Source organism: Chitinimonas naiadis (assembly GCF_054780835.1).
Map to the genome: position 1 here is coordinate 1328716 of NZ_BAAGVO010000004.1, position 23222 is coordinate 1351937.

Sequence of the window (23222 nt, forward strand, 5' to 3'; positions counted from 1 at the left end):
CGCCTCAGGGCGCTTCGACTTTGGGTTTTAGCAAGGGGATGATGGACGAGATCAGCAAGATGCCGATCAAGGCAAACAAGAGGCTGTTGTCATCACGCAGATCAAGCAGGCTAGGATCGCATTGCAGCAGCAGGCCCCCCAGAATCAGCGGCGGCAGACAGCCCAGCAGCAGGTAGATCTGGTAGGGCCGACCCAGTGCACGAACTCGGCAGGAGAGGAAATAGGCGGCGAACGACAGCACCCCCACGATCATCAGCACCGCGAATATCGCCCGCAAGGGCCAGCGGTATTCGCAAACCATGCCGCAGACCGCGCTCTCCTTGGGCTCATTGGCCAGAAAGCTGGTGCGTAGCGTGTGGGCCACATGATCCGACACCTCCTTGTTCAGTTCCGGCTGCGGCCACAGGGCCACGCCACCAAAGTTGTTCATGAAGTGGGCCATGTCGTCGGTAAACTGCGGTGGGGTCGCGCTCCCCACCGATACCATGGGGAACAGCTTGCGAAGGAAAATGCGACGATCGGCCCCAGCCAGCAGGGGCGATGCTTCGACAAAGTCCCGCAGGGCACTCTTGCTGACATGAGTAGGCTCTGACAGCAGCACCACATAGCGAAGCGTGAGGTTGGTGCGGCTCTTGTAGCCCCCTGCTTCCTGCGCGATACGGCCATCCTGGATACGCGGGTCCTCGGCCAGAATCAGGTAGTCGAACAGATTGTCGATGCTCCAACGAGGCATCCGATCGGCGTCGTCCGGATCCAGCGACTCCTTCGACTTGGAACCGGGCTTGCCCTTGCCGTTATCCGCTGGGGTGATGGCGGGTTTCTCGGTCGAGACCATGTCCACGTCGTTGATCATGAGGTTGAGCGTGTACTGGCGCGGCGAGCGTCGCATCTCGGCGATCAGCGCCTGGATCAGCCGATGCCGGAACCGCTCGAACGCCTCACGCCAGAGCTTGTCGCCCCGAGGGAGGTTATCGAGATAAAGCGTAATGCCGTCGCCAATGCGTTCATCGGTAGCAATGCCCGGTGCCCAGTCATGCCAGCGCCGGCCAAAATCGGACAGCGGGGTATCGATCATCCGTAAGGATTGCTTGGCGACCTGCCGTACGATCCGTGCCTGGTGGTCGTCCGGTAGCGTGCGCAAGAACTGCCAGTCGTTCCGGTAGATCGCGACATCATGCTTGCTGCCGTAGGTGTGCACAGCGCGGAAGAACGCCAGCTGCTCCGGCCCAGGCTGCATGGGCGCCACATTGCCGTCTTCATCAAAAGGCTGGCCAAAGGTAATGATGCGTTCGTACAGGCTGAAATCGATTGGCGGCGCTTTATCACTACCGTGCCAGTTGGGATAGAAGGCATAGACCTCACCATTGGTCGCGCTCACCAGGCAATTGCAGCCCGACCCAAGCCACATGGGCTTGGGGACTACGGCCAGCTTTTGCGTTTGCCGGGATTGATCGATTAACCAAGTCCGCAACTCCAGCGGCACCAGGGTGGGACCCAGCTCCTGCCAGGGTACCGGCGCACTGGCCTCGACGACAACGGTGGTCGGGTGTTGAGCCAGCCTGTCCCAGGAACCCAGGCAGGTCTTCTGCCATTGATCCCGGCTCGGCGGCACCTGCTTGGTCGTCAGCGCAGCCTTACGCGTAATCGCTTCAGCATACCGGCAGACCTGGGCATCCAGCGCGGCGGCGAAGAGCTGCCGGTTCAGGTACTCCACCCCCACCATCGACTTCAGCATTTGCTTGAGCTGCACGATGCCCGCCTCATTGAGTACATCAGGCATCGCATCCTTCTCGGGGACGGGCGGTGGTGGTACAGGCTCACCCTCCACGGGCACCACCACTTCGACCGGTTTGAACTCAATGCTGTCGAGCAACTTCTGGGTCAGCATATAGGGTTCGATCCGGCGCCGTGCCGGTAAGGGCTGCTGTGCATCGGCAATCGACAAGGTGGTCAATGGCGGCACCTTGCCAGCGGGTTCCTCCACCTTCGCCTTACCGCTAGCCGGCACCACGGTCAGTACATAGCTTTGCTTGATCTGTTGACCGCTCTGGTCGTTGATTTCCACCACAAAGCGCTGCCGGCCCCGGCTGATGGCGATGCCCTGTATGCCGCCCTCCGGTAGCAGGTTTATCCCAACGGGCAACGTACCATCCACCAACTGGAAGCCATAGGGGAACAGCCCGCCACCCACCTTGATGGTGTAGCGATAGGTGCTACCCACCACCGCCGTCGGCAGGTAGATCGGAGCGGGTTCCAGCCGCAGCGGCACGCCATCGGGCCCACAGGTATTCGTCGCCTTGGGCTTGCTCACATTGCAGCTCGCCTCCGCCGGGGTGGGAGCAACCGCCCCCATCTCCGCCGCAGGCTTGGTTCCCGTCGCGCCATCCACCACCAGTGACAAGGCCCGGACCTGGGCTGCCTGGCCCGACACAGGCAGGACCATCAGCAGGCCGCCCACTAGCAATGCACGCCCAGCCATCATCACGCACCGAAAGCGACTCACACCGTCCTCCCTTCCTTGCGCAGTTCCTTGGCCAGCCCCTGGCGCAGGTGCGCCGCCGTGATACGTGGCAAGCCCTGTCGTGCCGCTTGCAGGGCGGCGAACCGCAGCACGTTCACCATGGCGCCACCCGATAGTTCGTGCCGCTCGGCCAGGTCGACCAGATCAATATCCGGCGCAAGGCGTTCCGGCGCGGCCAGCATGCCGCGCCAGAGCCGCAGGCGCTGGCTGGCGTCCGGCATGGGGAAATAGATCATGGATTGAAAGCGCCTTGAAAAAGCGTCGTCGATATTGGCGCGCAGATTGCTCGCGAGGATGACCACACCGGGGAAATCCTCCACCCGCTGCAGCAGGTAGGCCACTTCCTGGTTGGCATGCCGGTCATTGCTGTTCTGGGTGGCACCACGCTTGCCGAACAAGGCGTCGGCTTCGTCAAAGAACAAGATCCAGCGTCGGCTCTGCGCCTGGTCGAACACGCGGGCGAGGTTCTTTTCGGTCTCGCCGATGTATTTCGAGACCACCATGGAGAGGTCGATCCGGTAGACATCCACCCCTGCGGTCTGCCCCAGCAGGGTGGCGGTCAGCGTCTTGCCAGTGCCCGGTGGGCCATAGAACAGGCAGCGATAGCCCGGCTTGACCGACTTGGCGAGCCCCCATTCCTGCATCAGTTCCGGCCCCTGCTTCAGCCAGGTCTGGACTACCTGTATCTCCTCCATCACCTCGGGTGCCAGCACCAGGTCCTCCCAATCGAGCGCAGAGCTGATGCGCTTGGCAGGGAACTGGATGTTGTAGTCCGGCTTGTGCCACACGCCTGTCTGCAACCGCTGCAAGGCCTCTGCGCTCAGTTGCAGCGGGCCGCTGAGCTGCGGCTCACCCTCGATGTCGCTATCGAGCCGCACCAGGTTCTGGCTGGCAAACGGGTGCTGGCCGTCAAACATCGCCAGCAAGGCAATGCGCCGTGCCAGATCACCCTCAGCCAACAGGAACGCTGCCGTTTCACCCGTCGGCAGAAAGCCCCCATGGCGCTGGCCGCGCCAACCACCAAACTCGGTAAAGCCGCGCTCCAGATTGTTGTTGCGTACGAACAGCAGATCGAGCGCCGCCGGACGCAGGTGCGGCGCCAGTGCCAGTGCCAGCACCAGCCGGGCATCGCGGTCCAACGGCGTATCGCGGACCAGCTCACCCAAGGCGCTGTCTCCTGGCAGTGTCGGCGGTGCCGGCAGCACGACAGGCGCGTCTTCCATTGCCTGGAAATGCGTCTTCAGGCGCAGGTCGAGTATGGCCTCCAGCCAGTCGAGCTCAAGCCGAAGGGCCTCGGCATGGATCAGGAACGGTGTCTCAGCGCCAGTCGACATAGAGCACCTCCGGCATCCAGGGCAAACGGATGGTCGCGTACGACCAGGGCAACTGGTCGAGCAGCATGTCGAAAGGCCCCGTCTGCACCTTCAGTTGCCAATGCTTGCCATGGTCGTCGGTCTTGCTGGTCAGCCGGCCGGTGCGACGCAGAAAGGTCTCGCGCAGGCCGTCTGCGGTGGTATTGCCCAGTATCTTCCAGTGGGCGATCACCGCGTTGAGCAAACCGTCCAGCGTCTCTCGCGTCGGTTCGTCCAGCCCCTCGCAAGGGGGAACCGGTCGCGCCAGTGGCACGGCGCACAGCAGCTTGTGCAGGACCCAGTCGGATTCATTGCCGTCACTATGACCATCGAGCAGGTAGCCCAGGCAATGGACGGCCCTCACCTGCGCCGCCCCGTCCACAAAATGGTCATCTTCGATCAGACCCAACATGGCGAACAGCCGCTGGCAATAACCCGCCAGGATCACCAGCCCGGCACTGCTCAGCCAGATGGGAGCCGCCTCGGCACGTGGAGGTGGTGGCGTAAAGGCGAGGTTGGGCGTGGCGCGCACAGGGGAATTCGCTTGGCCCACCACGTCATCGGGCCTTGCTGGCTGAGCTACCTGGGGCACCTGCCCAGCGGCATGGCAAGCCTCCCATTGCTCCGCCACGCTCGGTGACTTCCGCAACGCCGCACACATGGCGATTGTCGGGTCGACATCCTGGATCCCGCGCACTGGCGGCACCGCGACCTCGGCTTGTCGGCCGCCCACGAGCCGATCCAGTGCATCGGCCAAGCGGGTGCGCCAGCGCCCGAGCGAGACAGATTGCGCGCCATGGCTGGCCATGTCCTGCCGACGCAGATACATGGCATAGCGCCGGGCCAGCATGGCCGGCGCAGGAGGCAGGCCAGCGACAAAACAGTAGTCGAACAGGAAGTGCCAGTGGCTGCGCTCCACCTGCTCCCGCGGCTGTCCGACGAACAGCTTGCCCAACGCACTGACCAGTAGTTCGCTCTGCCGCCGCAGGCTGGTACCCAGCAATGGAAACTGCGCGGACAACAGCTGCCAGCGACGGGCAGGTGGCAGTTGGGTGATACAAGCCTCGCAGGTGGCGGCATCTTCCAGCAGGGCGGATACCTGTAGCCGTTCCGCCGGCCCCCACGCCTCGGACGGCAGCTCCAGCAGCGCGTCGATTTCCGCCAGCCGCTCGGTCATGCTCGCCGCTTTGCCCCCAACCGGTACAGATGCCGGAGTAGTCTCGACATGATCAGCCGCCATCTCGACAGGTATCGACTCAGGCAGGTGCTCGGGCCAATCCGGCTCATCCTTCCAGGAGGGTGTCGTTGTCCGGCCCCGATCACCGGAACCTGCCTCCCTTGGTGCAGGCTTGCCAGCCGACGGTCTGGCCGGCCTGGGTACAGGCCTGGCAGCCGCTGCGCCGGCCGGCAAGGTGGGGACCACCGTGTATGCTGGCGCCAGCCTGGCCAACGGCTTTGCACCCGGCATCGTCTCGCTGGCGGGTGCCTCCACCTTCGCTTCCACCGGCGGGGCCAGTTCCGCCATGGCCTGCTGCCACAGCCGTTGCCAGGCGATATGGTCCTGCGGCAAGGCATGCCCCATCGCCAGGTAGCGCAAGGTGTAGTCCATCAACCAGGTCTGCAGGGCGGATACGCCGCCCCCGATTCCCTGCCAGGCAGGTTGCTGGATGCCAGCCAGCGCAAATTGCCGTAACGATTCATTCCAGCTTTCCACCTGGCGAGGCATCAAGTCAGCATCGGCCGGTGCCTCGTCCGCGCCGAGCGTCGCCGGCGTGCGCTTGCTCGCCAGTTGCTGCATCAGCATCCATACCGCCTGCGGCCCTAGCGTGACCAGCCAGGATCGCCGAGTCGAGCGCTTGAGGACATGGTGATGCAGATGGGCCTGCAAGGCGGCGGGATTACGTATCGCCAGCACTTCGAGCAAGGGCAGCAGCAGGCCCGGTGGCAGTTGCTGGCTGCCACTGAGCGCCGCATCGAGCCGGGCCAGCGCGACATCCTGCAGGCGTTGTGACGCAGCGCCGAGGAATGGGCCATCGACCTCCGGTGCCGCCATCGCACCGTCCGTGGGGCCAGCCTGCCCACCGACGGCAACCCCGCCAAGGCGCCCTGCCGGTGTATACCAGCCCACGCCGGTCAGGCTCTCCAGCAACATGCGGGCAAATTCCGATGCCGGCTCGGTACGCCGCTCAACCGCGTTGCCCGTCAAGACCGGTGCAAGCAGGACGCGCCAACCCTGCCCTAACAGTTTGGCCAGGCTCTCCCCCAGGGTCTCGATCAAACGCTGCAGCCGCTCGGCGCTCAGTTGGCTGCCCTGCCGCCCCCACAGCGCATGCAGGCCCGCTACCCGCCAGGCCTGTTGCAACTGTTGCGCCTGGTAGGCACTCAGACGCCCCTTGGCCAGCAAGGGGGTCAGCAATTCGTCATCCAGCAGCAGCAGGCTGTCCGCCAGCTCACGGTGCCGCACCGCCAGCAGGGCCTGGAGGCCCTGGAACGGCGCAATGCGGCTGAGTCGTTCCAGCACATATTCGCCGGGCTGCAATTGCTGCAGCAGCATCCATAACCGGGGGCCGGTCCGCCCTGCCAGCCGTACCAGCCAGTTGGCCAGGTCACGCCCCGCCATGGCATTGGCCGACCATGGCAGATGACCGTTCTGCAGGTAGAACAGGAATAGCTCCAGATCATGCTGCGCGGCCGATACCGCGACGCTAGGCCCCACGCCCTTCACCACGCCGTGCTGCCAGGACGGGCCGTCAAGCGCCTGACGCTGGCGCAACAGGCTGGTCCAGAGTTGCTGTGCCAGGCAGTCAGCCCACTGTTCGGGCGTCGCCTCGGCCTGCAGCACGCCCAGGTCGATCTCCAGGCTGTCGATATGCCAGACCTCCTCGGGTGGCGAAATCCGCTCGAACAGTGCCGACATCGTTGCCAGCGCCGGCCCCCGCAAAAACTGCCCGAGCCGCGATTGCAAGGCATTTGCCAGCCGCTGGTCGCGGAACTGGCACTGCCATAGCAACGTTTCGATCAGATGGTTGGGTGTCTCGTTGGCCAGCGTCGACATGCGGGGAGTGGGCTGGCTCATGTCTTTTGCTCCGCGTCGGCTGCTGCGCTGACCAGCAACTGCCGCATCGCCTCGGCGCACTGATCGAGGCGTTGCGCCAGCGTCCGGGCTTCCACCTCCGGCCTACCCGGTGCCGCGCTATACGCTTGCAGCGCACGCAGCCACTTGCGTTGTGCCGCTTCGAACTCCGCCAGGGTGTCGGCATCCAGCCACAGTACATGGGCCTGAATATGTGCCGGGCAACCCAGCAACACGGTCTCTTCGGCCAGATGTCGGAATGCCCGGTCCGCACAGCGTGCCGTCCAGCCGGGAAACACCACGGTGATCTGGTGCTGAAAATACGGGTCCAGCACCACCTTGTCGGCGTCGTCCCGGTTCAGGGATGGCAACCTGGGCCGGAGCAGGATGTGTTCGATCAGATGCAGGCCCTCGCACTCACGCTGCAACTGGCAGGCAAACTCATGCAGGTAGATCGCCGGTGCGATGGCACTGCCGGAGGCCAGCCGGACAGGCAAGGGCCAATGACGTCCCGACTCATCAGGGCCGAGCCAGAGCGTATGTTCGCTCCGCCGGTCGCCATGGAGCTCCACCAGGTAATGATCGGCATGCACGGCGGAACGCAGCAGGGCCGGTGGCAGGGCCTGCAGGTCCAGCCCGGGAAAGTAATGCGCCAGGCGTCGTGTCACCTGCCGGTTGGCCACATCCTCGCGGTACTGGTCACTGATCCGCTGTCGCAGCGGCGTCCACATCGCCAAGGGGCTGCTGGCCGCAGGGCTGTCGATATCGGTCACGGGGTGTGGCTCTCGCGCCAGGCCGATACCAAGGTCAGCCAAGGTACTCAGCAAGGCGCGGCTATGCGCCTGGGTGAAGCCCAGCAGCAGGCTCACCCGTTGCTGCAAGGGGGCGGTATTGCCCTTGCGACCCAGCGAGTTGCGGCTGTAGTCAAAGCCGGCGGCACGGTCACGGGTGTGACGCACGATGCGCAGCAGCAATTGCCGCTTGCATTCGAAAAGGTGCCGCTGCCAGTCGCGCGGGTGGTAGTACCAACCAAAGGCCTGGATGCTGCGCTGGCCACAGCTTTCCCCATGCAAGGCCAGCAGATGGTCCAGTACCCGGCCGCGCCGGGCCAGCACATCGTCGGCCGAGGCAAATACCGACAGGCTGCGTGCCACCCCTGCCCGGCCTTCGCGATGCAGATCATCCAGCCCGGCCACATGCTGATCGCCCAGGGGTTGCCACCAATAGCTCTGCCGCGGTGCAGCCTCGATGGTGTAGAGCTTTCGCAGGTGCTGCAGCTGAGCGTCGCCATGTGCCAGCCATTGCTCCAGCAACGCCTGGTAGGCAATGAACTGCGCCTTGGCCGTGCTATCGAACCGTTGCCGGGCACCGATGCGCTCATTCACCTCCGCCCCACGATACAAGGGTGGCAGATGATTGAACGCGGCGTAGTAGGGTTGCTGCAAAGAGGGATGGCCCGCGGGCCGCGCCAGCATCTCCGCCGCGGCACGTCCCACCCGGGTGATGTCCTGCGGCACGATGCGATTGGCCTGCAGATCATCATGCAGACGCTGCAACAAGGCGGCGGCATCGATAGCCAAGGTGCTGCCACGACGCGTCACTGTCCAGTCCGCCAGGGACAACGGGCTATCCGGCCAGCGTAGCTGCAAGGCCCAGTCCGGGCCGTGCCAGGGCAAGGCACCGTCACTGGCGGTCAGCCCTTCGGCACTCAGGCTCAGGTGACGTATCTCGGCGATCCCTTCCACCCCCTGCAAGGCGAGTATCAGGTCGCTGAAGAAAAGCCGGTTGGCCGGATCGCGTTCCAGATCGCGCGAGGCGATCCAGCCGTATTTCAGCGGTGGGCCGTCAAACAGTTCGCTCGGCGCCAGCGGCACGCCAAACACATCGGTCTGGGCGAGGCGAACCTGCCGAGGCTCACGCGGCGGCGCCGCACTGATCAGGTCACTGCAGCGCTGTACCAGCTCGGCCAGGATATCGGTCAGGTCGCGTCCGCCTTCGATCGCCAGTGTGATCCGTAGCGAACACCAACGGGGTGCCAGGACCAACGGCGGCTCGGCAATATCCTCGCCCAGATTGCGTTGCGACCAGTAGGCACGTGCCGCAGAAGCGGCCACCGTCTCGCTGACGGCTGCTGGCGCACGCACCGCCATCTGCCACAGACCGTTGGGCAAACCATCGCTGGCCGCCTGCATCTCCATGCGCAGATGGCGGATCTGCGGCACCCGGTCCAGCACCCAACGCAGGTAGTCCAGCTCGGTTGTCGCCCGGCACGGCAATATCTCTTCGGCGGCATGCAGGCCGTGACGACGATAGTGGATCTCGCCATCCTCGTTCGACAGCAGATCGGCCACCGGCATCTCGGCGCCGAAGACGCCTTCCGTCATCGCATAGCACAGTGCCTCCAGCAGCGTGACACCCGGATCGTGGTGGTTATAGTCGGTCCAGGTATCGCCCGAGAGCCCCTGCGTCTGCGCGATGCCTCGTTCCCGCAAGGCCGTGTAACCGAATGGCGATACCTCCTCGATCCGCGGGATGACGGGCGCCGCCGGTAGCGGCGCAGGCGTGATACCACCGGCGGGGCCGGGCAGCGCATCATTGCCGGGTATCAGACGCATATTCATGGCTTCACCTTGCAGCCGTCCATATGCGGATCGAACCAGAGCTGGGTCAGGTTGACCTGCATGTCGATCTCGCCGCCAAAGTCACAACCACTGCGTATCTGCAGCTTGTAGCGGGCATCCCGGCCACTGCTGCCTATCCAGCGCAGCTCCAGCCTGTCGCAGCGGCGGCTGTAATAGCCATGGGTACAACGTATGCCACGCTTGCGGTTCAGGAAATTGAGTATCCCCAGCGTCGGGTTGTAGGTGTTGATGCACACCGCGTGCAGCAGGCCAAAGCGGCCACTGCCGGGCGTACCCACCCCGGCCATGACCTCGAAGGCCTGGCAACCGCTCAGTTCGTCGGTCAGGTCCTTCCATTTGCCATCGGCCTTTAGTCGCTCGGTCCCACTTCGCACATAGGAACCTTGTCGTCCCGTGCTGCGCAGGGTGCCGGTGACATCCAGCTCGGCCTGAGGCGTTTCATTGCCCACCCCCACCCGGCCAGCCCGGTCAAGGCAAAGCACCGACGGTGGCTTTACCGCTCGCCGTCCGCCGTCATGCTGCTTCGCGTCGTTCGTCCGACCGTGGATCAGCAGTTGGTCCTGTGCACTCCCCAGACCGATGTGCCACACCGGCGACTTCGGCTCCTGGTCGCGGAAGAAACTCATCAGCGCGTCGTGGCCCTGCGGCGCATAGATCTCGTAGCCGCGCTCCACCGTCTTGCGGAAACCCTCATCGCTCATGTTCAACATCGAGTCGATCAGGTCAGCAAAGTGATCCTCGTCCGGTAGCGCGCCTTCGCTGAAATAGCGCTTGAGGGATTCGCGACTCCTGCTGGTCATGTCGGCCTCTCGGTATCGCTGTGACGTGAGCGGCTCACGATAAAGGTATTACCCACTTCCAGGCGGGACAGCCCGGTGCCTTGCGGCGGTAGCGCGGCGATGTCTTCCACCACCTCGATCAGGTGGTGGCGTGTCGGCAATGCCAGGCTCCAGGCCTGCTCCGGCCTGACCCGACGCAGGCCACTATCGTCGGCCGAAGCGATCTGCCTGGCGGTATCACGCAGCGCATAGAAGCGTCGGTCGCTCCGTACGATATGCAACAGCGAGAGCTGGCTGACCGCCAGCACATAGGTCTGCGAGCGCAGATGCGCTTCCAGTGACTCGCTGCGTATTTCCCAGTCAAACTCCGCGCCATAACCCCCCTCATGCCAGGGAGAGAGGTATTCGACGATGGCCTGGTTGAGCAGGCGCAACGCCGCACCGGCATGGCTGCCCGGTGTGAGCCGCACGCAGCAACGCACCTGGATGCGCTCATAGGCGGCATTGCGAACCACAATGCGCGCCCCCACCGGGCTGCGCTCGCGCAGAAAGGCGGTGATGGCCTCGATCCGGGCGGCATCCAGCTTCGGTGCCTCGGTCGCATGGAACAGGCTGCCGAGGTGTGGCGCCGGTACCACCACGATCAGCACATGGCCTGGGCTATGGCTGTCCTTGCCGGTCTGCCTGCCTTCGCCGTCGATGGTGCGGGTCGGCTGCTGGTGTGGAAAGCACTTCACCTTGCAGACATCGTGGAAGCCATCGAGCACCAGTCGTTCGTAGTCCCAGATCGTGACCGCTCGGCCCTTGTGGCGCAGTCGCTCCGCGCTGCGTACCAGCAGTTGCGACGGAGGATCCTGCGGCCTGCGACCAAATGAAGGCCCGACCTGCAAGACAGCGCGTAGGCCTGCTACGCTCTGCAAGGGGTTACGTATAGTGCCGGGCGGCAGGGGTTCGGGCGAGTCGGCCGCCTCTGCTGGTTTTACCCGGCAGGCAGAGATCGCCTGGGCATGCACGCCGTACAGGCCGGCCAGCAGTTCGAACCCCCAGGCCGCACTGAGGCTCAGCCAGTAGACACTGCCCGGCAGGCTGGGGCAGTACCGGCGCATGCCAGCCGGCAGGTTGAGCTGCACGATGCCGGAGCGCAAGAAGCCCTGCGTCGAGTCCGACAACTGCTGGAAGGTCTTCAGTGGCCGCCAGCCATCGTCGCACCAGGCGGACCATTGCATATGTGGTGCCACCTCCATCCAGCGCTCGGCGGCTTCCTCCTTGCGCAGATGGAAAAACAGACTCAAGGCCCCTTGTGGGTCCCCGCCATCCAGGCCGATATAGAGATTGCCATCCTCATGGTAGCGCGGTAGCAGACGGGGCTGCCGGCCTTGCTGGATGGCGTGGATGGCCTGAAGTCCGAAGGGGTGCAGGTGGAACACACCGCCCTCGCCGGCACCCGCCCTGTCCTGCATCAGCTTGAGTGTCTGGCTGGCTTGATAGTCCACGCTCAGGCTCTCTACCAGCGGCGTGTAAGGCTCATGGGGCAGTGGATCAGGCTGCTTGCGCCGGGCGTTACGGGTCAGTACCTCGGTCAGCAGCTTGGGATACAGCGCATGGCCAAATGCATCGGCCGGCTCGCAGAGCTCGAAGCGGAAGAAGCCATTGCGGCTATGCAGATCGAACTGGAAGGGTTGACCGGCACGCAAGGGAGGAATGGGACGATGCAGCCGGCGCAGGTCCGCCGCCGGCACCTGCAGGCTGTTGTTGGGCAAGGGCCGACGATCGCGCGCCCGCTGCCGGAACAGCGGCAACTGCTCGCCGCCACCCGATTGCCATTCGCCATCAAGCAGCATCTGGGTCCGTACCCGGAAGGCATCGTTCGACCAACTGCCCGGATATCCCTCGTAGTGAACAGCGAACCCCCCGGCCACCGTGGGCAAGCCACCCCAACGCAGTTGCAGGCGCAGGGATTTCAGTGGCTTGGTCGCGAGTTCCGCACTCCCCCACAACAGGTAGGCATTGGCGGCAGGGGCCGGGCCAAAGGGGTTGAAGGGTTTGGACGGATCGAGCCGACCCAACTGGTTGTAGAGCACCAGATCACGCAGACCGCTGACCGTCACGTCCAGCACCACATCCTGCAGCATGCATTGTTGCAACAGGCTGTAGGCATACATGCGGGTCTGGGTACGCAAGGTCAGTTGCAGGACCGGTTGCGAGGGCCATTCAGCGCCGTGCAGCACTGGCTGGCAGGCTACGGCAGCCGCTTGTTCGGGTCCTAGCCGCACGACCAGTTCGATACAGCCGCCCCAGCCATTCTCTCCTGTCGTCGCAGGTCGGCGATGGCTGAACACGCTGTCGAGCACCAGCCAACCTTCGCTGGTACTGATCTGCCCTTGCCAGACGCCATTGAATACACGGTCAAATATCAGCGCCCGGTCCGGCCGGGTACGGAAAGCCGCGTCACTGACATCTCCCGGCAGCCCGCCCACCTGACGGACCGGATAGATCAGGATCAAAGGATCGTCCAACTCCACGGCGTGGGGCTCGGCATCCTTATGCACTTCCTCGGCATGCCGCCGCAAGGCGATCAGGTCGCACAGCCGCAGATCCTCGGCGCTGGCCACCAGCCACATGGCGAACAATCGACCCAGCCTTTCAGCAAACAGCGACGGGTCGTCAGTCGCCAGGCAGCTCGCCAGTAGAAAGCAAAGCTGCACATCTGCCTCGAACTTGTTGGAGCGCTGCCAGGCCGCCTGCGCCAACATAGCTGGTATCACCACAGCCGCCCCCGATGGACGTGCCCGGGGTGGATGCTGCGCTTGCTCCAGCAGGGCATAGCGCGCAAAAACCTGTATCAACCAGTCCACGCCCCTGCGCGACTGCGGCTGCTTCAAAAGCTGCGCCAGGGCCTCATCCCCGTCAGCGGGGTGGCCCAGTTGCAAGCGCAGATGCACCTCTCGCCGCCCCTCCCGCATCGCCAGTAGCGAAGATGCAACCGCCAGCCCCAGCCGCGCATCCAGCGCCTTGGCGGCCGACCCTTTCGCCTGGCCACCGAGCAGTGGCCACCAGGGCGGCCGTACGCCGTAGGCCGCATCGGGTGGCACCAGCGGCAAGGCCTCTACCTTTACCCGGGTGACATAGTCGAACTCGCGCTCGGGTGAGATCAACCCATCGCGCTCCAGGCGCAAGCTATGCAGGGCCACCACACGGGTATCAGTCACCTCGCGAGTCTGCTCGGCTTCAAACTCGATCACTCTGCCAGCAGCATCCTTGCCACCGACAAAGCGCGTCCCGGCGGGGATACGCACCAGGCCGGGGAAACGCCCATCGCGTTCCAGCAGCAGATGCACGCGCTCGATGGCGGCAGGCCGGGGCCGCATACGCAGCAGGTCCTTGTAATAAAAATCGGTCAGGCGTTCGGGAAACAGGTTCAAAGGCGTGCGGCTGTAGTGGAACAGCTCCAGCGTCGCCAGCAGCAGCGCCATGGCCGGCTCGTGCCGCCCGGTCCGGTAGCTGGGTTCCAGTTGTTCCTGCGCCTTGGCCTGCAGCTTGCCCACGGCCTGACACAGGCCCAGCCAGGTCCGGCGCAGCAACTGCCGACGTGCGTCGCTATCAAGCCGCCCCATCGCCGCAGCGGGCGCCACTTGCCAGTCGGCATGCAGGCGGCCACTACCCGGGCCGAACACCGCGGCCGCCTGTGCCAGCAAGCTAGCCAGGCCCTGCCGGATCTGCCCCCGCATGGCCTCGCCCACACTGCGACCAGCGCTCGACTCCGCGTCCAGCAGGCCCTGGCACCACAGGTCATAGCGCTGTACCAGTTGCCAGGTCCGGCGCCAGAGGCTGTCCTCCTCGGACCACACGGCCGCCTGCAGGAAATCCTGCTGCAACCGTGCCAGCGGGAACGCGGCCAGGTCGGCCAGCAGTACCGTTTCATCGCGCAGCAATGCGGCATCCCAGGTACCGGCGTCGCCCACATCGGACGCCACAAACCGCAGGCAGGCCGCCTGGGCCAGACTCAGGCGGATGCGTTCCGCCAGGCTGAACTCATCCGGGCGGAAGTAACCTGGCAGCAAGGCGTCGGCAAGGCGCTGATTCTGTTGGGTGCCGCGGTTCATGGTCGGCTACCCCGCACTCACAGGATCGGTCGCCTGCTGCAGGTAAAGCGGGTAGACCAGGTTATGGCGGGTATTGGTGGTGCGAACGCTGTAGTCGATCTGGATATCCAGCCGTCCGTTCAGTGCATCCGGTGCGATCACCTCCAATCCATTGAGGGTGATGCGCGGCTCGAAGAACAGGATGGCCTTGCGGACCAGCTCCTTGAGTTCCGTCACCGTATTCTCGTTCAGCGTCTCGAATACCATGCGGCGTATACCGCAGCCATAGGCCGGCAGCATCACCCGCTCACCGGGGTTCGTGCTGAGCAGGATGCGCAGGCTCTCCTCGATATCCTCGACATCGACCGCCATCGCGACCTGCTTGGTACGCGGGTCGAACCGCAGGGGAAAACTCCAGCCGCGCCCCAGGAAGACACTCATCATCAGCCTCCTATCATCACGGTGGGCAGCCCCATGACGATGCTGCCGCCATGGGCGGTCGGATCGCCGACCCGAGCGGCCGGACGGCTGCCTATCATGACCGTTGCCGACCCCTTGACGATCGCATCGGGCGGGCCGACACAGACCGCGTTGTCGCCCACCACGGCCGCCGGCAGCTTGCCGATCAGCACCGTGGGCACGCCAGGGCCGATCACCGGCCCGCCGACGTGCGGAATCGGTGGCAGGCCAGGCGTTACCATGGGGCAGGTGTGCATATCGGTCAGGCGGGCGGCGGGGGGCATGGTGGTCTCCGTGGCGGTCAGTTGATCATCACCATGGCGCCCTTGACGGTGGTCTGCCCGGCAGCGGAAAGCTCGGCGGTGGCCGACCCCTTGCCGGTAAAACCAACCTGCGCCTCGCAGCTGATATTTAGCCCGCTGGCCTTCACGTCCGCCTGCGCCTTGAGCTCGATCGCGTTCACCGCACTGAGCGTGATGCCACCCTTGGCGGTGAGCTTGATGTCGTAGGGGGTATCGAGCGCAATGCCGTCGGTGGAGAGCTTTATGCTGTTGTTGTTCTGGTCCTGCAGCAGGATGGACTTGTCCTTGTCGTCCAGCACCACCTTGTTGTTGGCCGGAGTGGTGATGGTGATGATCTTGTCCTCTTCGTTGAACTCGATCTTGTGCTTGGCACGGGTGACGATGGCCTTGGTATTGTTGGCTGCCTCCAGCGCATACGGCGGCGTGCGCCCGCTGCTGTAGAGCGAACCCAGCACCACCGGGTGGGACGGATCGTCATTGAGGTAGCCGATGATCACCTCATCCCCTACCTCGGGCAGAAAGAAGGCGCCGAAGGCATTTGAGGCATAGAACTGCAGCAGCCGCGCCCACACGCCTTCGGTCTGCGCTTGCATGACCGGCAGCTTGACCTGTATCCGCTGCTCGCCCTTGGGGTCGCCATCGAGCTTGAGCACCACGCCGATCTGCAGGCCGCCGACACCGGGCAGCAGGCCGCCATTGGCCGGCGCCATCACATCCTCGCGCGCCATATGCCAGTTCGGGTCCATGCCGAACTCGACCTCGGTCTGCCAGTTACCATCGGCCAGCACATGCTCCACCGTGCTGACAAATACCGGCCCCTTGAAGCGCGCGCCGACATACTGGACGTCGATCAGGCAGCCCGGTACCGCCTTGGCACTGCCGGCAAAGCGCATATGCCCACGGATGCGTGCCAGCGCGGCCTTCTGTTGCAGGCTCTTGGCCCAGTCGGTCAGCATCGCGGCTTCCTGGCTGGTGGCGGTCTGCAGTACGAAGGTCGCAGGGCTGGCAATTTCAGCCAGCGTGGCACCGGTCAGATTGCCCTGCGCATTGAGAGCAACCGGCTTGGCTGCATTGCCCTGCACGACGGCCTGGTTCTTCGGGTCCCAGGCGGTAGCCTGCGCCTCGGTGTATTGCAATCGGGCATCGATATCGGCATGGAAAGCCACCAGGTCCGCGCCCCAGGCTACCGCCAGTACCGGCTCGGCATCGGTCTGCGGCGGCTTGACGGTGACCTCGCCGGCTCGCACGTTGACCAGCAGGCCGTTGACCTCGGCCCGTGCCAACATGAAATCCCAATCACTGCTGTAGTACTGCACCAGCTCCTTGTGCTGCAGCGTGGTGGCCTCGACCGTCGCGGTCAGGCCATAGGTGCCGATCAGTCCGCTGATGATGTCGCTGTCGAGCTTGTCCACATGGTTGGCATTGCGACGGCCTATCGCCATCTTGCAAGCCTTGTCGCGGCACTCCACCACCAGCCGTGCCGCATTCTGGCCATCGATCTTCACGCCGTGCCGCACGACGATGCCGGAGAAAATCTCGGCCTCATCGTCGCCATAGCCAGCCATGATCACGACGGCACTGCCGGGCTTGAAGGTATCGGCATCACTGGTCGGGAAGGTGCCTTCCGGCATGTCGCCATCCTCGATCACCAGCTCCGCCCAGGGCAGCCGGTTGAGGCTATGGCGTACGGTCGCCGACAGCAATTCCAGCTCGGGATGCGCCGTACCATCGCACTTCACCGTCACGCGCAGGGGGCCATCGCTATCGAGCAGGGGTGAGCTGGGCATGGCCTACTCCAGCGGCGGAAAATGCAGGGTACTGCCGGGTTCCAGGGCGCGGAACTGGCGCAGGCCGTTGAAGCGGGCCACCTCGGGGTAATAACGGCTGTCGCCGTAGACGCGATGGCACAGCAGCGGCAGGGTATCGCCCGAGCGCACCAGCACGGCATGGCTCAGGTCGGGCGAGCTCTTGTTGGCGGCCAGACGGCTCTCCTTGGTGCTCATGTAGGAGTCGAACGCCAGCGACGAGGTCGCCCTCAGCGGCGCACCACTGGGCTTGAACAAGGTGTAGTCCGTACTGAAGGAAGTCAGCCGGCCGGTAAACAGCAGACTGCCCCACAGTACCTGCACGATATTGGGCTCATGCTTGTTGCCCACGTAGGAATAGATCACGCCACTCAACGCATCGAGCTGGTCTTCGACCTCGCGCGGCATGCGGGTACCCGGCGGGCGCGGTACTACGCCGGTGCCGTCGAATACCACCGAGAAACTCAGCGTCACCGGCTGCATATGGCTGAACTTGCGCCCCGTGCCAGGGTCACCCAGCGGGCTCTGCTTGCTGAAGTTGGTCTTGCGCCCTACCTTCAGTTGCGACGGGTTGATCAACAGCGAGATCGACTTGGCCGGGTCGCTCATGGGCGAGACTACGCCATCCACATCGCTGCAGACCGTCATCTTGAGCGGCGTCTTTTCTCCCGAGAGGTTGCTCATCTATCGCTCCCGCAGCCGCGCCTGGCGGGCTATGGCTTCGCGCACGGCATCCGCCTGCGCCAACCCACGCTCGTGTGATGCCAAGTCGGCCTCGTCACCCGCATGTTCATCGCGGGCCTGGCCTTGCGCATCGTCACCGCCTGCTTCCACCTCGGACTTGATCACCATCTGGCGCACTTCGATCGTCATGGTCTACTGCATCCTTTCTGCGTACAGGTAGGCAAGCTCGATGGTCTCTATCGCCACATCGTTCTTGGTCGAGTTGAAAGGATCCACGCTCCAGCTCACCGGAAACGCGTTGTGGAACACCCAGACCCGTACCGGGTCGCGGTTGGCATCGCACAGGCTGATCCGCACCGAACGTGGACTGATCGGCACCTCCAGCCCGCCTTCCAGCACGGTCTTGCACCATTTCATCAATGGCGACTGGTTGTCCGCGATGCCCCGCTTCAAGGTCAGGTTCTGCTGCTTGATGCCCGTCGGCAGCTTGTGCTGGAAGCGGTTCTCGCCCCCTTCCTTCAGGTCCTGCACCTCCATCTTCTGGGTGATGCCGGACACCTCCTGGAAGCTGCTGTCTGCCGTATTGCCAAAGCCGCTGATGCTGACCCGGAAATGGAACGCCACCGGCATGAACACATTGTCGCTATTGGTCGCCGGTGGTGGTGGCAGTCCGGCTCGCCCTGGCGGCGGAGGTGGCGGTGGGCCTGGCATAGACAGAATCCAAGATCAATCAGGCTGGCGCGTTGGCGCGGCAGGGAGCCTCAACAGCCCCGCCCGCGCCCCCTGTCAAGGCTGACCCGCCCTACTTGTTGGCGATGGTCAGGCCTTCGTGGACGATCTCGATGGTCTCGACCGCCACTTCATTACCCTGGGCCTTGAGGTCCGTCCCGGTGATCTTGGACGGCCAGGCATTGGCCAGCGTCCACACCATGGTCGGTTTGCCGGCTTCGTCCAGAAGGCTGATGATCACCGGCACGCGCTTGATGGTGTTCATCTTGATCTGGTTGAACCAGTCCCAGAACTTGTTATCCGCCTTGAACACGCCCTTCTTCATGGTCACGTTGCCGAACTTCTTGAGGCCCGGCATCTTGACCGTGGAGAACTGCGGGCTATCGCCTTGCCGGTATTCGATCAACTGCGCCTCGACATCCAGCCCGGATACCTCCTCGAAGGACATGACAGTCTTGTCCCACTTCACCTGGAAATGGAATTTGGGTATCGGCCATACATTCGTGGATTGTTTCGAACCATCGTCTGCCATGAGATTTCTCCGTCAATGCTCGATCTATCGACGGGCATCCACCTGTGGGATGCCCGTCGGGTCTTGGTCAGGGCGCGTACGCCTCAGGATTTCTGCATCTGCTGTTGGAAGGTGATTTCGATGAACTCGGCCGGGCGGACCATGGCGACGAGCACGGTGACCCGCAGTACGCCCTCCAGGATGTCCTCGGGCGTCATCGTCTCCCCCAACCCCACATGCACGCTGAAGGCATCCTCCGGCACCGCACCGGCCAGTCCGCCACGCTTCCAGATATTGGTCAGGAAGTTCTGGATCATGCTGCGGATGGTGACCCAGGTATTGGCAACGTTCGGCTCGAACACCAGCGCCTTGGCAGCCAGGCGGCAGGATTCCTCAAGCATGATCATGGTCCGGCGCACGTTGATGTAGCGCCAATCGAGGCTGTTGCCATCCAGCGTCCGCGCCCCCCATACCAGCACCCCCTCGCCGATGAAACTGCGGATGGCGTTGATGGATTTGCCCTGGGCGGTGACATTGAGGTCCTCCTGATCCACGGCCGAGATGCTCACGGTCGGCGATACCACGCCAGCCAGGCTGACATTGGCCGGTGCCTTCCAGACACCACGGCTGTTGTCGACCATGGTGTAGATGCCCGCCATGGCGGGGCTTGGCGGCATCAGGTTCAGTTGCTGCCGGGCCTCACCGATGATGGTGTTGAACAGGCCGCTGACCGAGGTCAGGGTTTTGTTGAGCAAGGCCTTGTTGTTCTCGATATCCAGCTCGGACATCGTGGCGTCGCCCGCCTTCCAGTCCTTGTTGATATCGTCGATGGCATCGAGGTAGCTTTTTTCCTTCGGCGTCGCCTTGGCGGCATCGGCCGGCAATTGCAGGTCATCGCGCAGCAGTTGCTTGAGCAGATCAATGGAATCGCTGGCGATGTTCTCGTAGGTGAGGTCCTTTTCACCGATCACCGAACTGTTGAGCCAAGGGTAATAGGCCGCCGCGAAGTCCAGGTAGTTGATGCCGAGCTTGCCGCGGAAATTGGCCACCGGGTCGCCATCCGGATCGTTGCGCGGCTTGTAGCCCTCCCACACATCGAGAATGGCCACCCGGTTGCGCATGGTGCCGCCGCAATGGGCCAGCATGGCGACCTGCAGGTCGATACAGGACTGGAACGAGAGCTTCACCGCCTCCGGAATCACCAGCATGGTCGGCTCCTGCTCCTTCTCCAGCTCCTTGATACCGGCTTCGAACTTGTCGATATCCAGGTCCTGGTTGTAATCACCTACCGAGACGATGTAGCAGGGCCCGCCACCGTTCTGGAAGAAGTGTCGCAGAGCATAGTAGAGGCCGTAGCTGCCGCCATCCTTGCCAGCCGGCTGCTCGAGCACATAGCCCTTGTCGCCCAGGCTGAAGGCCGGCAGACGTGAGGCATCGGTGTTCTCCACAATATTGAAGCGCGGGCTGGGACCAAAACCGAAGTACTGGTGGTACTCGGTCATGGAACTGATGCGCCAGGGCTTGAGCGTCAGCGGTTTGTTGCGGTTGTCCGCCTTCTGGGTATGGCCGATAAACGCCGGCACGGCCGTTGCGACTTCCACCACGGAGTTGGGGAAGGCATTCTTTTCGACGATATAGACGCCAGGCGTCTTCATTGCACCCATCTCTCAAGCTCCTCTAGAGGGAAATCAACGGTTGATAAAGATTTCCGAGACCGCAGCCATCTGCCCATGCACCGGCTCGTGCCTCAGTCCTGCGGGCGCCGCCAGTGGCAGTCGCCCTATCAAGATTCGTTCGGCCGCTGGCGGCCCGCTACGCAACTGGAAACGCTGCCCACCGCGCTCCTGCAGCCGTATTGCCGACAGCGAGCGGATCACCCAGGCGGTCGTACCGTTGGGCAGCGCCTCGGCTTCCGGCACCGAGAACAGCACCTCGTTGCGCATATCTACCAGCCGAACATCCGGCACCGGCCAATCGCCGATCAGCAGGTACTTCCACACCGTGCTGCGCGCCTCCAGCCGGAGTCGGTATTCGCTGCCCAAGCCGGTGATCCAGGCTGCCTGATCGCTCACGCCGGGCGGTACCAGCGGTAGTGCCAGCTCTGCCAGCAGGCCGGCCTCCAGCACGCGATCGTCCATCTTCAGGCTGGCTGTGGCCCGCAACTGCAAGGGTGAACCCGCATCCGGCTCGAACAATTGCGGCAGGTCCGAGGTATCGGTGCAGAAGGCGACATGCGGGTCCGAAGACCACAACCTGATCCGCAGGCTGCGCGGCCCTGCTTCGTCGTCGCGCTCACTCCAGATACCCGGCAGTCGTGCTTCATCCACAATCAGCGCCAACTGGCTGCCGTCCGACTTCACCACCAGGCCAAACCGTTCCAGGAACAACACGGTTTCCGGCACTGGCTGCAGCAGCACACCACGCGGCCAGGTATCGGCGTAATAGCCATGCTCGATACGCACACTGGCTAGCAATCGGTAGCGCGTCATCCGAGCCGTCTCCTTGCAAACCGCATCAACCCGCCACCCTGGTATCCGTCTCGCGGACCAGCACCTCGCGGCGCGTGACGTGGTCGCCGTCCAGACTCACCATCCTCACCCGGTACAGCACCGATGGCATGTAGCGGCCGCCGTGTATGGTCCACAAGCTGTGCATCTCGCTGCTGTTGAGGTTCTCGATATTCAGGATCAACCGCTCCAGCCGCGGGTCCAGCTCCGGCGTGTTCTGGTGGTCCAGCACCGGCTTGCTCTGGAAGAACGCAATCGCGCTCGACAGGAACTTCAGCGCCTCCGGATAGCTGTGACCACTGAAGGTCGCCGCGCACATCACCATCAGGTTCAGGAACACCGGCTCGGAGCCGACGACACGGGTCGGCTGTGCCGCCGTCCCCTGTCCCTGCGCCCGATACGCCGCCGTATCCCGCTCAATACCGTTCAGGAACAGCACCAGCTTGTTGCCCACCGCCGGCACCGCAGCGCCATCCGGCTCCTGCAGGTTGGAGACCACCACGATGTCCTCGGCCAGATCAAAGCAGCGCCGCAGGTGCTGGTTGAGCTGCCCGGCAAGATGGCCTATGGCCGCATCGATCACGGTGGTGTTGCCTCACGGTTGCCTTGCAAAATCCCGCTGCGGATCAGGCCCGAGGCCGACCGCAACTCCATGCCGCCATGATTGACCCACGGTTGCCACCTGGATATCGGGCGGAGTCTGATTTTCGATTCGGAATTGCTGAGATTTGGCTGAGAACCCAGCCTGGGGAAGGAATAGCCAGTCAGCGAAGGCCCACTTACGGACCGGGTCCGGCGTACTTATAAATAACCAATGGCTATTGCAATTAGCATTATTAATAATTTATTGGAATAATAAATACTCGGTAGTCTGGGCACCAGCAAGAACGAAGCCGCCACGATGCGGCCATCAGACCCCACAACCCATCCTACCGGAGGCGCTATGAAACACCCCCTCGTATTGGCCCTGACCCTGGCTGGCCTATCACTGCCCGTACTGGCAGATCGCCTGGACGATATCCGGAAGGCCGGCGTACTGCGCGTCGCCGCCTTCGACAGCAATCCGCCATTTGGCTTCCTGGACGCCGATACCCGTCAGATCAACGGGCTGGATGTCGATGTGGCCAAGGCCATCGCCAAGAAGCTCGGTGTGAAGGTCGAGCTGGTGCCGACCAATCCGGCCAACCGGATTCCCCTGCTGGTCGCCGGTAAGGCCGACCTGGTGGCTGCCAACTTCACCGTGACCGAGGAACGTCGCAAGCAGGTCGAGTTCAGCATCCCTTACTTCTCCACCGGCCAGCAGTTCCTGGCGCGCAAGAATACGCTCAAGACCGTCGAGCAGCTCGCCGGCCTGCGGGTTGCCGTCGACAAGGGCACCACCCAGGAAAACCTGCTGCGCGAGAAATACCCTAAGACCACCGTCGTTGCCTACGACGATACCCCGCTGGCCTTCACCGCACTGCGTAACGGTAACGTCCAGGCCGTCAGCCAGGATGGCGCCAAGCTGGTCGCCCTGCTGGCCCTGGCGCCGGACAAGCAGAAGTACGAGATCGCCCCCATCACCCTGACCCGCGAATACCAGGCCATCGGCCTGCCCAAGGGTGAGACCCGGCTGGTCGCGCTGGTGAACGACACGCTGCAGGAACTGGAAAAGAAGGGCGAAGCCCAGCAGATCCACGACCGCTGGTTTGGCCCTAAGTCCAAGGCCCCGCTGCCGCGTGAATTCAAGATCGGCGACCAGACCTGATCGTCCCTCTGCCCTACCGACGCCGCCGG

General features: G+C 63.7%; 17 protein-coding genes. 1 reads left to right on the forward strand and 16 read right to left on the reverse strand.

Features of this window, described 5'->3' with window-relative positions; all coding sequences use genetic code 11:
- Positions 1-4: 4 nt before the first annotated feature.
- From ACYVHK_RS12475 to ACYVHK_RS12550, 16 genes are all read right to left on the reverse strand, one after another.
- Positions 5-2503, reverse strand: a complete 2499-nt coding sequence (locus ACYVHK_RS12475; RefSeq protein WP_460532186.1) for an Ig domain-containing protein — start codon at positions 2501-2503, stop codon at positions 5-7.
- Positions 2500-3855 (reverse strand): ATP-binding protein, encoded by a 1356-nt coding sequence (locus tag ACYVHK_RS12480; protein WP_460532189.1) that lies wholly within the window; start codon positions 3853-3855, stop codon positions 2500-2502. The genes ACYVHK_RS12475 and ACYVHK_RS12480 overlap by 4 nt, the downstream gene beginning before the upstream one ends.
- Positions 3839-6949, reverse strand: coding sequence for a contractile injection system tape measure protein (locus ACYVHK_RS12485; protein ID WP_460532191.1), 3111 nt, complete (start codon positions 6947-6949; stop codon positions 3839-3841). Before ACYVHK_RS12485 ends, ACYVHK_RS12480 begins: the two co-directional genes overlap by 17 nt.
- Positions 6946-9567: a hypothetical protein gene (locus ACYVHK_RS12490; RefSeq protein ID WP_460532194.1), complete on the reverse strand. Its 2622-nt coding sequence runs from the start codon at positions 9565-9567 to the stop codon at positions 6946-6948. The genes ACYVHK_RS12485 and ACYVHK_RS12490 overlap by 4 nt, the downstream gene beginning before the upstream one ends.
- Positions 9564-10388, reverse strand: a complete 825-nt coding sequence (locus ACYVHK_RS12495; RefSeq protein ID WP_460532197.1) for a hypothetical protein — start codon at positions 10386-10388, stop codon at positions 9564-9566. Before ACYVHK_RS12495 ends, ACYVHK_RS12490 begins: the two co-directional genes overlap by 4 nt.
- Positions 10385-14470 (reverse strand): hypothetical protein, encoded by a 4086-nt coding sequence (locus tag ACYVHK_RS12500; RefSeq protein WP_460532200.1) that lies wholly within the window; start codon positions 14468-14470, stop codon positions 10385-10387. Before ACYVHK_RS12500 ends, ACYVHK_RS12495 begins: the two co-directional genes overlap by 4 nt.
- Positions 14471-14476: 6 nt before the next feature.
- On the reverse strand, positions 14477-14890 hold the full coding sequence (locus ACYVHK_RS12505; protein ID WP_460532202.1) for a GPW/gp25 family protein: 414 nt from the start codon (positions 14888-14890) through the stop codon (positions 14477-14479).
- A 2-nt stretch (positions 14891-14892) separates the two neighbouring features.
- On the reverse strand, positions 14893-15192 hold the full coding sequence (locus tag ACYVHK_RS12510; protein ID WP_460532205.1) for a PAAR domain-containing protein: 300 nt from the start codon (positions 15190-15192) through the stop codon (positions 14893-14895).
- A gap of 17 nt (positions 15193-15209) precedes the next feature.
- Positions 15210-16997 carry a type VI secretion system tip protein VgrG gene (gene vgrG, locus ACYVHK_RS12515; RefSeq protein WP_460532208.1) on the reverse strand — a complete coding sequence of 596 codons (1788 nt, stop codon included), beginning with the start codon at positions 16995-16997 and terminating at the stop codon, positions 15210-15212.
- Positions 16998-17000: 3 nt separating this feature from the next.
- On the reverse strand, positions 17001-17699 hold the full coding sequence (locus tag ACYVHK_RS12520) for a CIS tube protein (protein ID WP_460532211.1): 699 nt from the start codon (positions 17697-17699) through the stop codon (positions 17001-17003).
- Complete coding sequence (locus ACYVHK_RS12525; RefSeq protein WP_460532214.1) at positions 17700-17888, reverse strand: hypothetical protein; 189 nt, start codon at positions 17886-17888, stop codon at positions 17700-17702.
- A 3-nt stretch (positions 17889-17891) separates the two neighbouring features.
- Positions 17892-18410, reverse strand: coding sequence for a phage tail protein (locus ACYVHK_RS12530; RefSeq protein ID WP_460532217.1), 519 nt, complete (start codon positions 18408-18410; stop codon positions 17892-17894).
- 91 nt (positions 18411-18501) lie between these two features.
- A complete protein-coding gene (locus ACYVHK_RS12535) occupies positions 18502-18960 on the reverse strand; it encodes a phage tail protein (RefSeq protein ID WP_460532220.1) in 459 nt (152 codons plus the stop codon).
- A gap of 83 nt (positions 18961-19043) precedes the next feature.
- Positions 19044-20603, reverse strand: a complete 1560-nt coding sequence (locus ACYVHK_RS12540) for a phage tail sheath family protein (protein ID WP_460532223.1) — start codon at positions 20601-20603, stop codon at positions 19044-19046.
- 24 nt (positions 20604-20627) lie between these two features.
- The gene (locus ACYVHK_RS12545) at positions 20628-21428 is read right to left on the reverse strand and encodes a hypothetical protein (protein ID WP_460532226.1); all 801 of its coding nucleotides are present in this window, start codon (positions 21426-21428) and stop codon (positions 20628-20630) included.
- Between the two features lie 25 nt (positions 21429-21453).
- On the reverse strand, positions 21454-22029 hold the full coding sequence (locus tag ACYVHK_RS12550) for a Pvc16 family protein (protein ID WP_460532229.1): 576 nt from the start codon (positions 22027-22029) through the stop codon (positions 21454-21456).
- Between the two features lie 360 nt (positions 22030-22389).
- On the opposite strand from ACYVHK_RS12550, the gene ACYVHK_RS12555 reads away from it, so the two are divergent.
- Complete coding sequence (locus ACYVHK_RS12555) at positions 22390-23193, forward strand: ABC transporter substrate-binding protein (RefSeq protein ID WP_460532232.1); 804 nt, start codon at positions 22390-22392, stop codon at positions 23191-23193.
- The last annotated feature ends 29 nt before the right edge of the window (positions 23194-23222 follow it).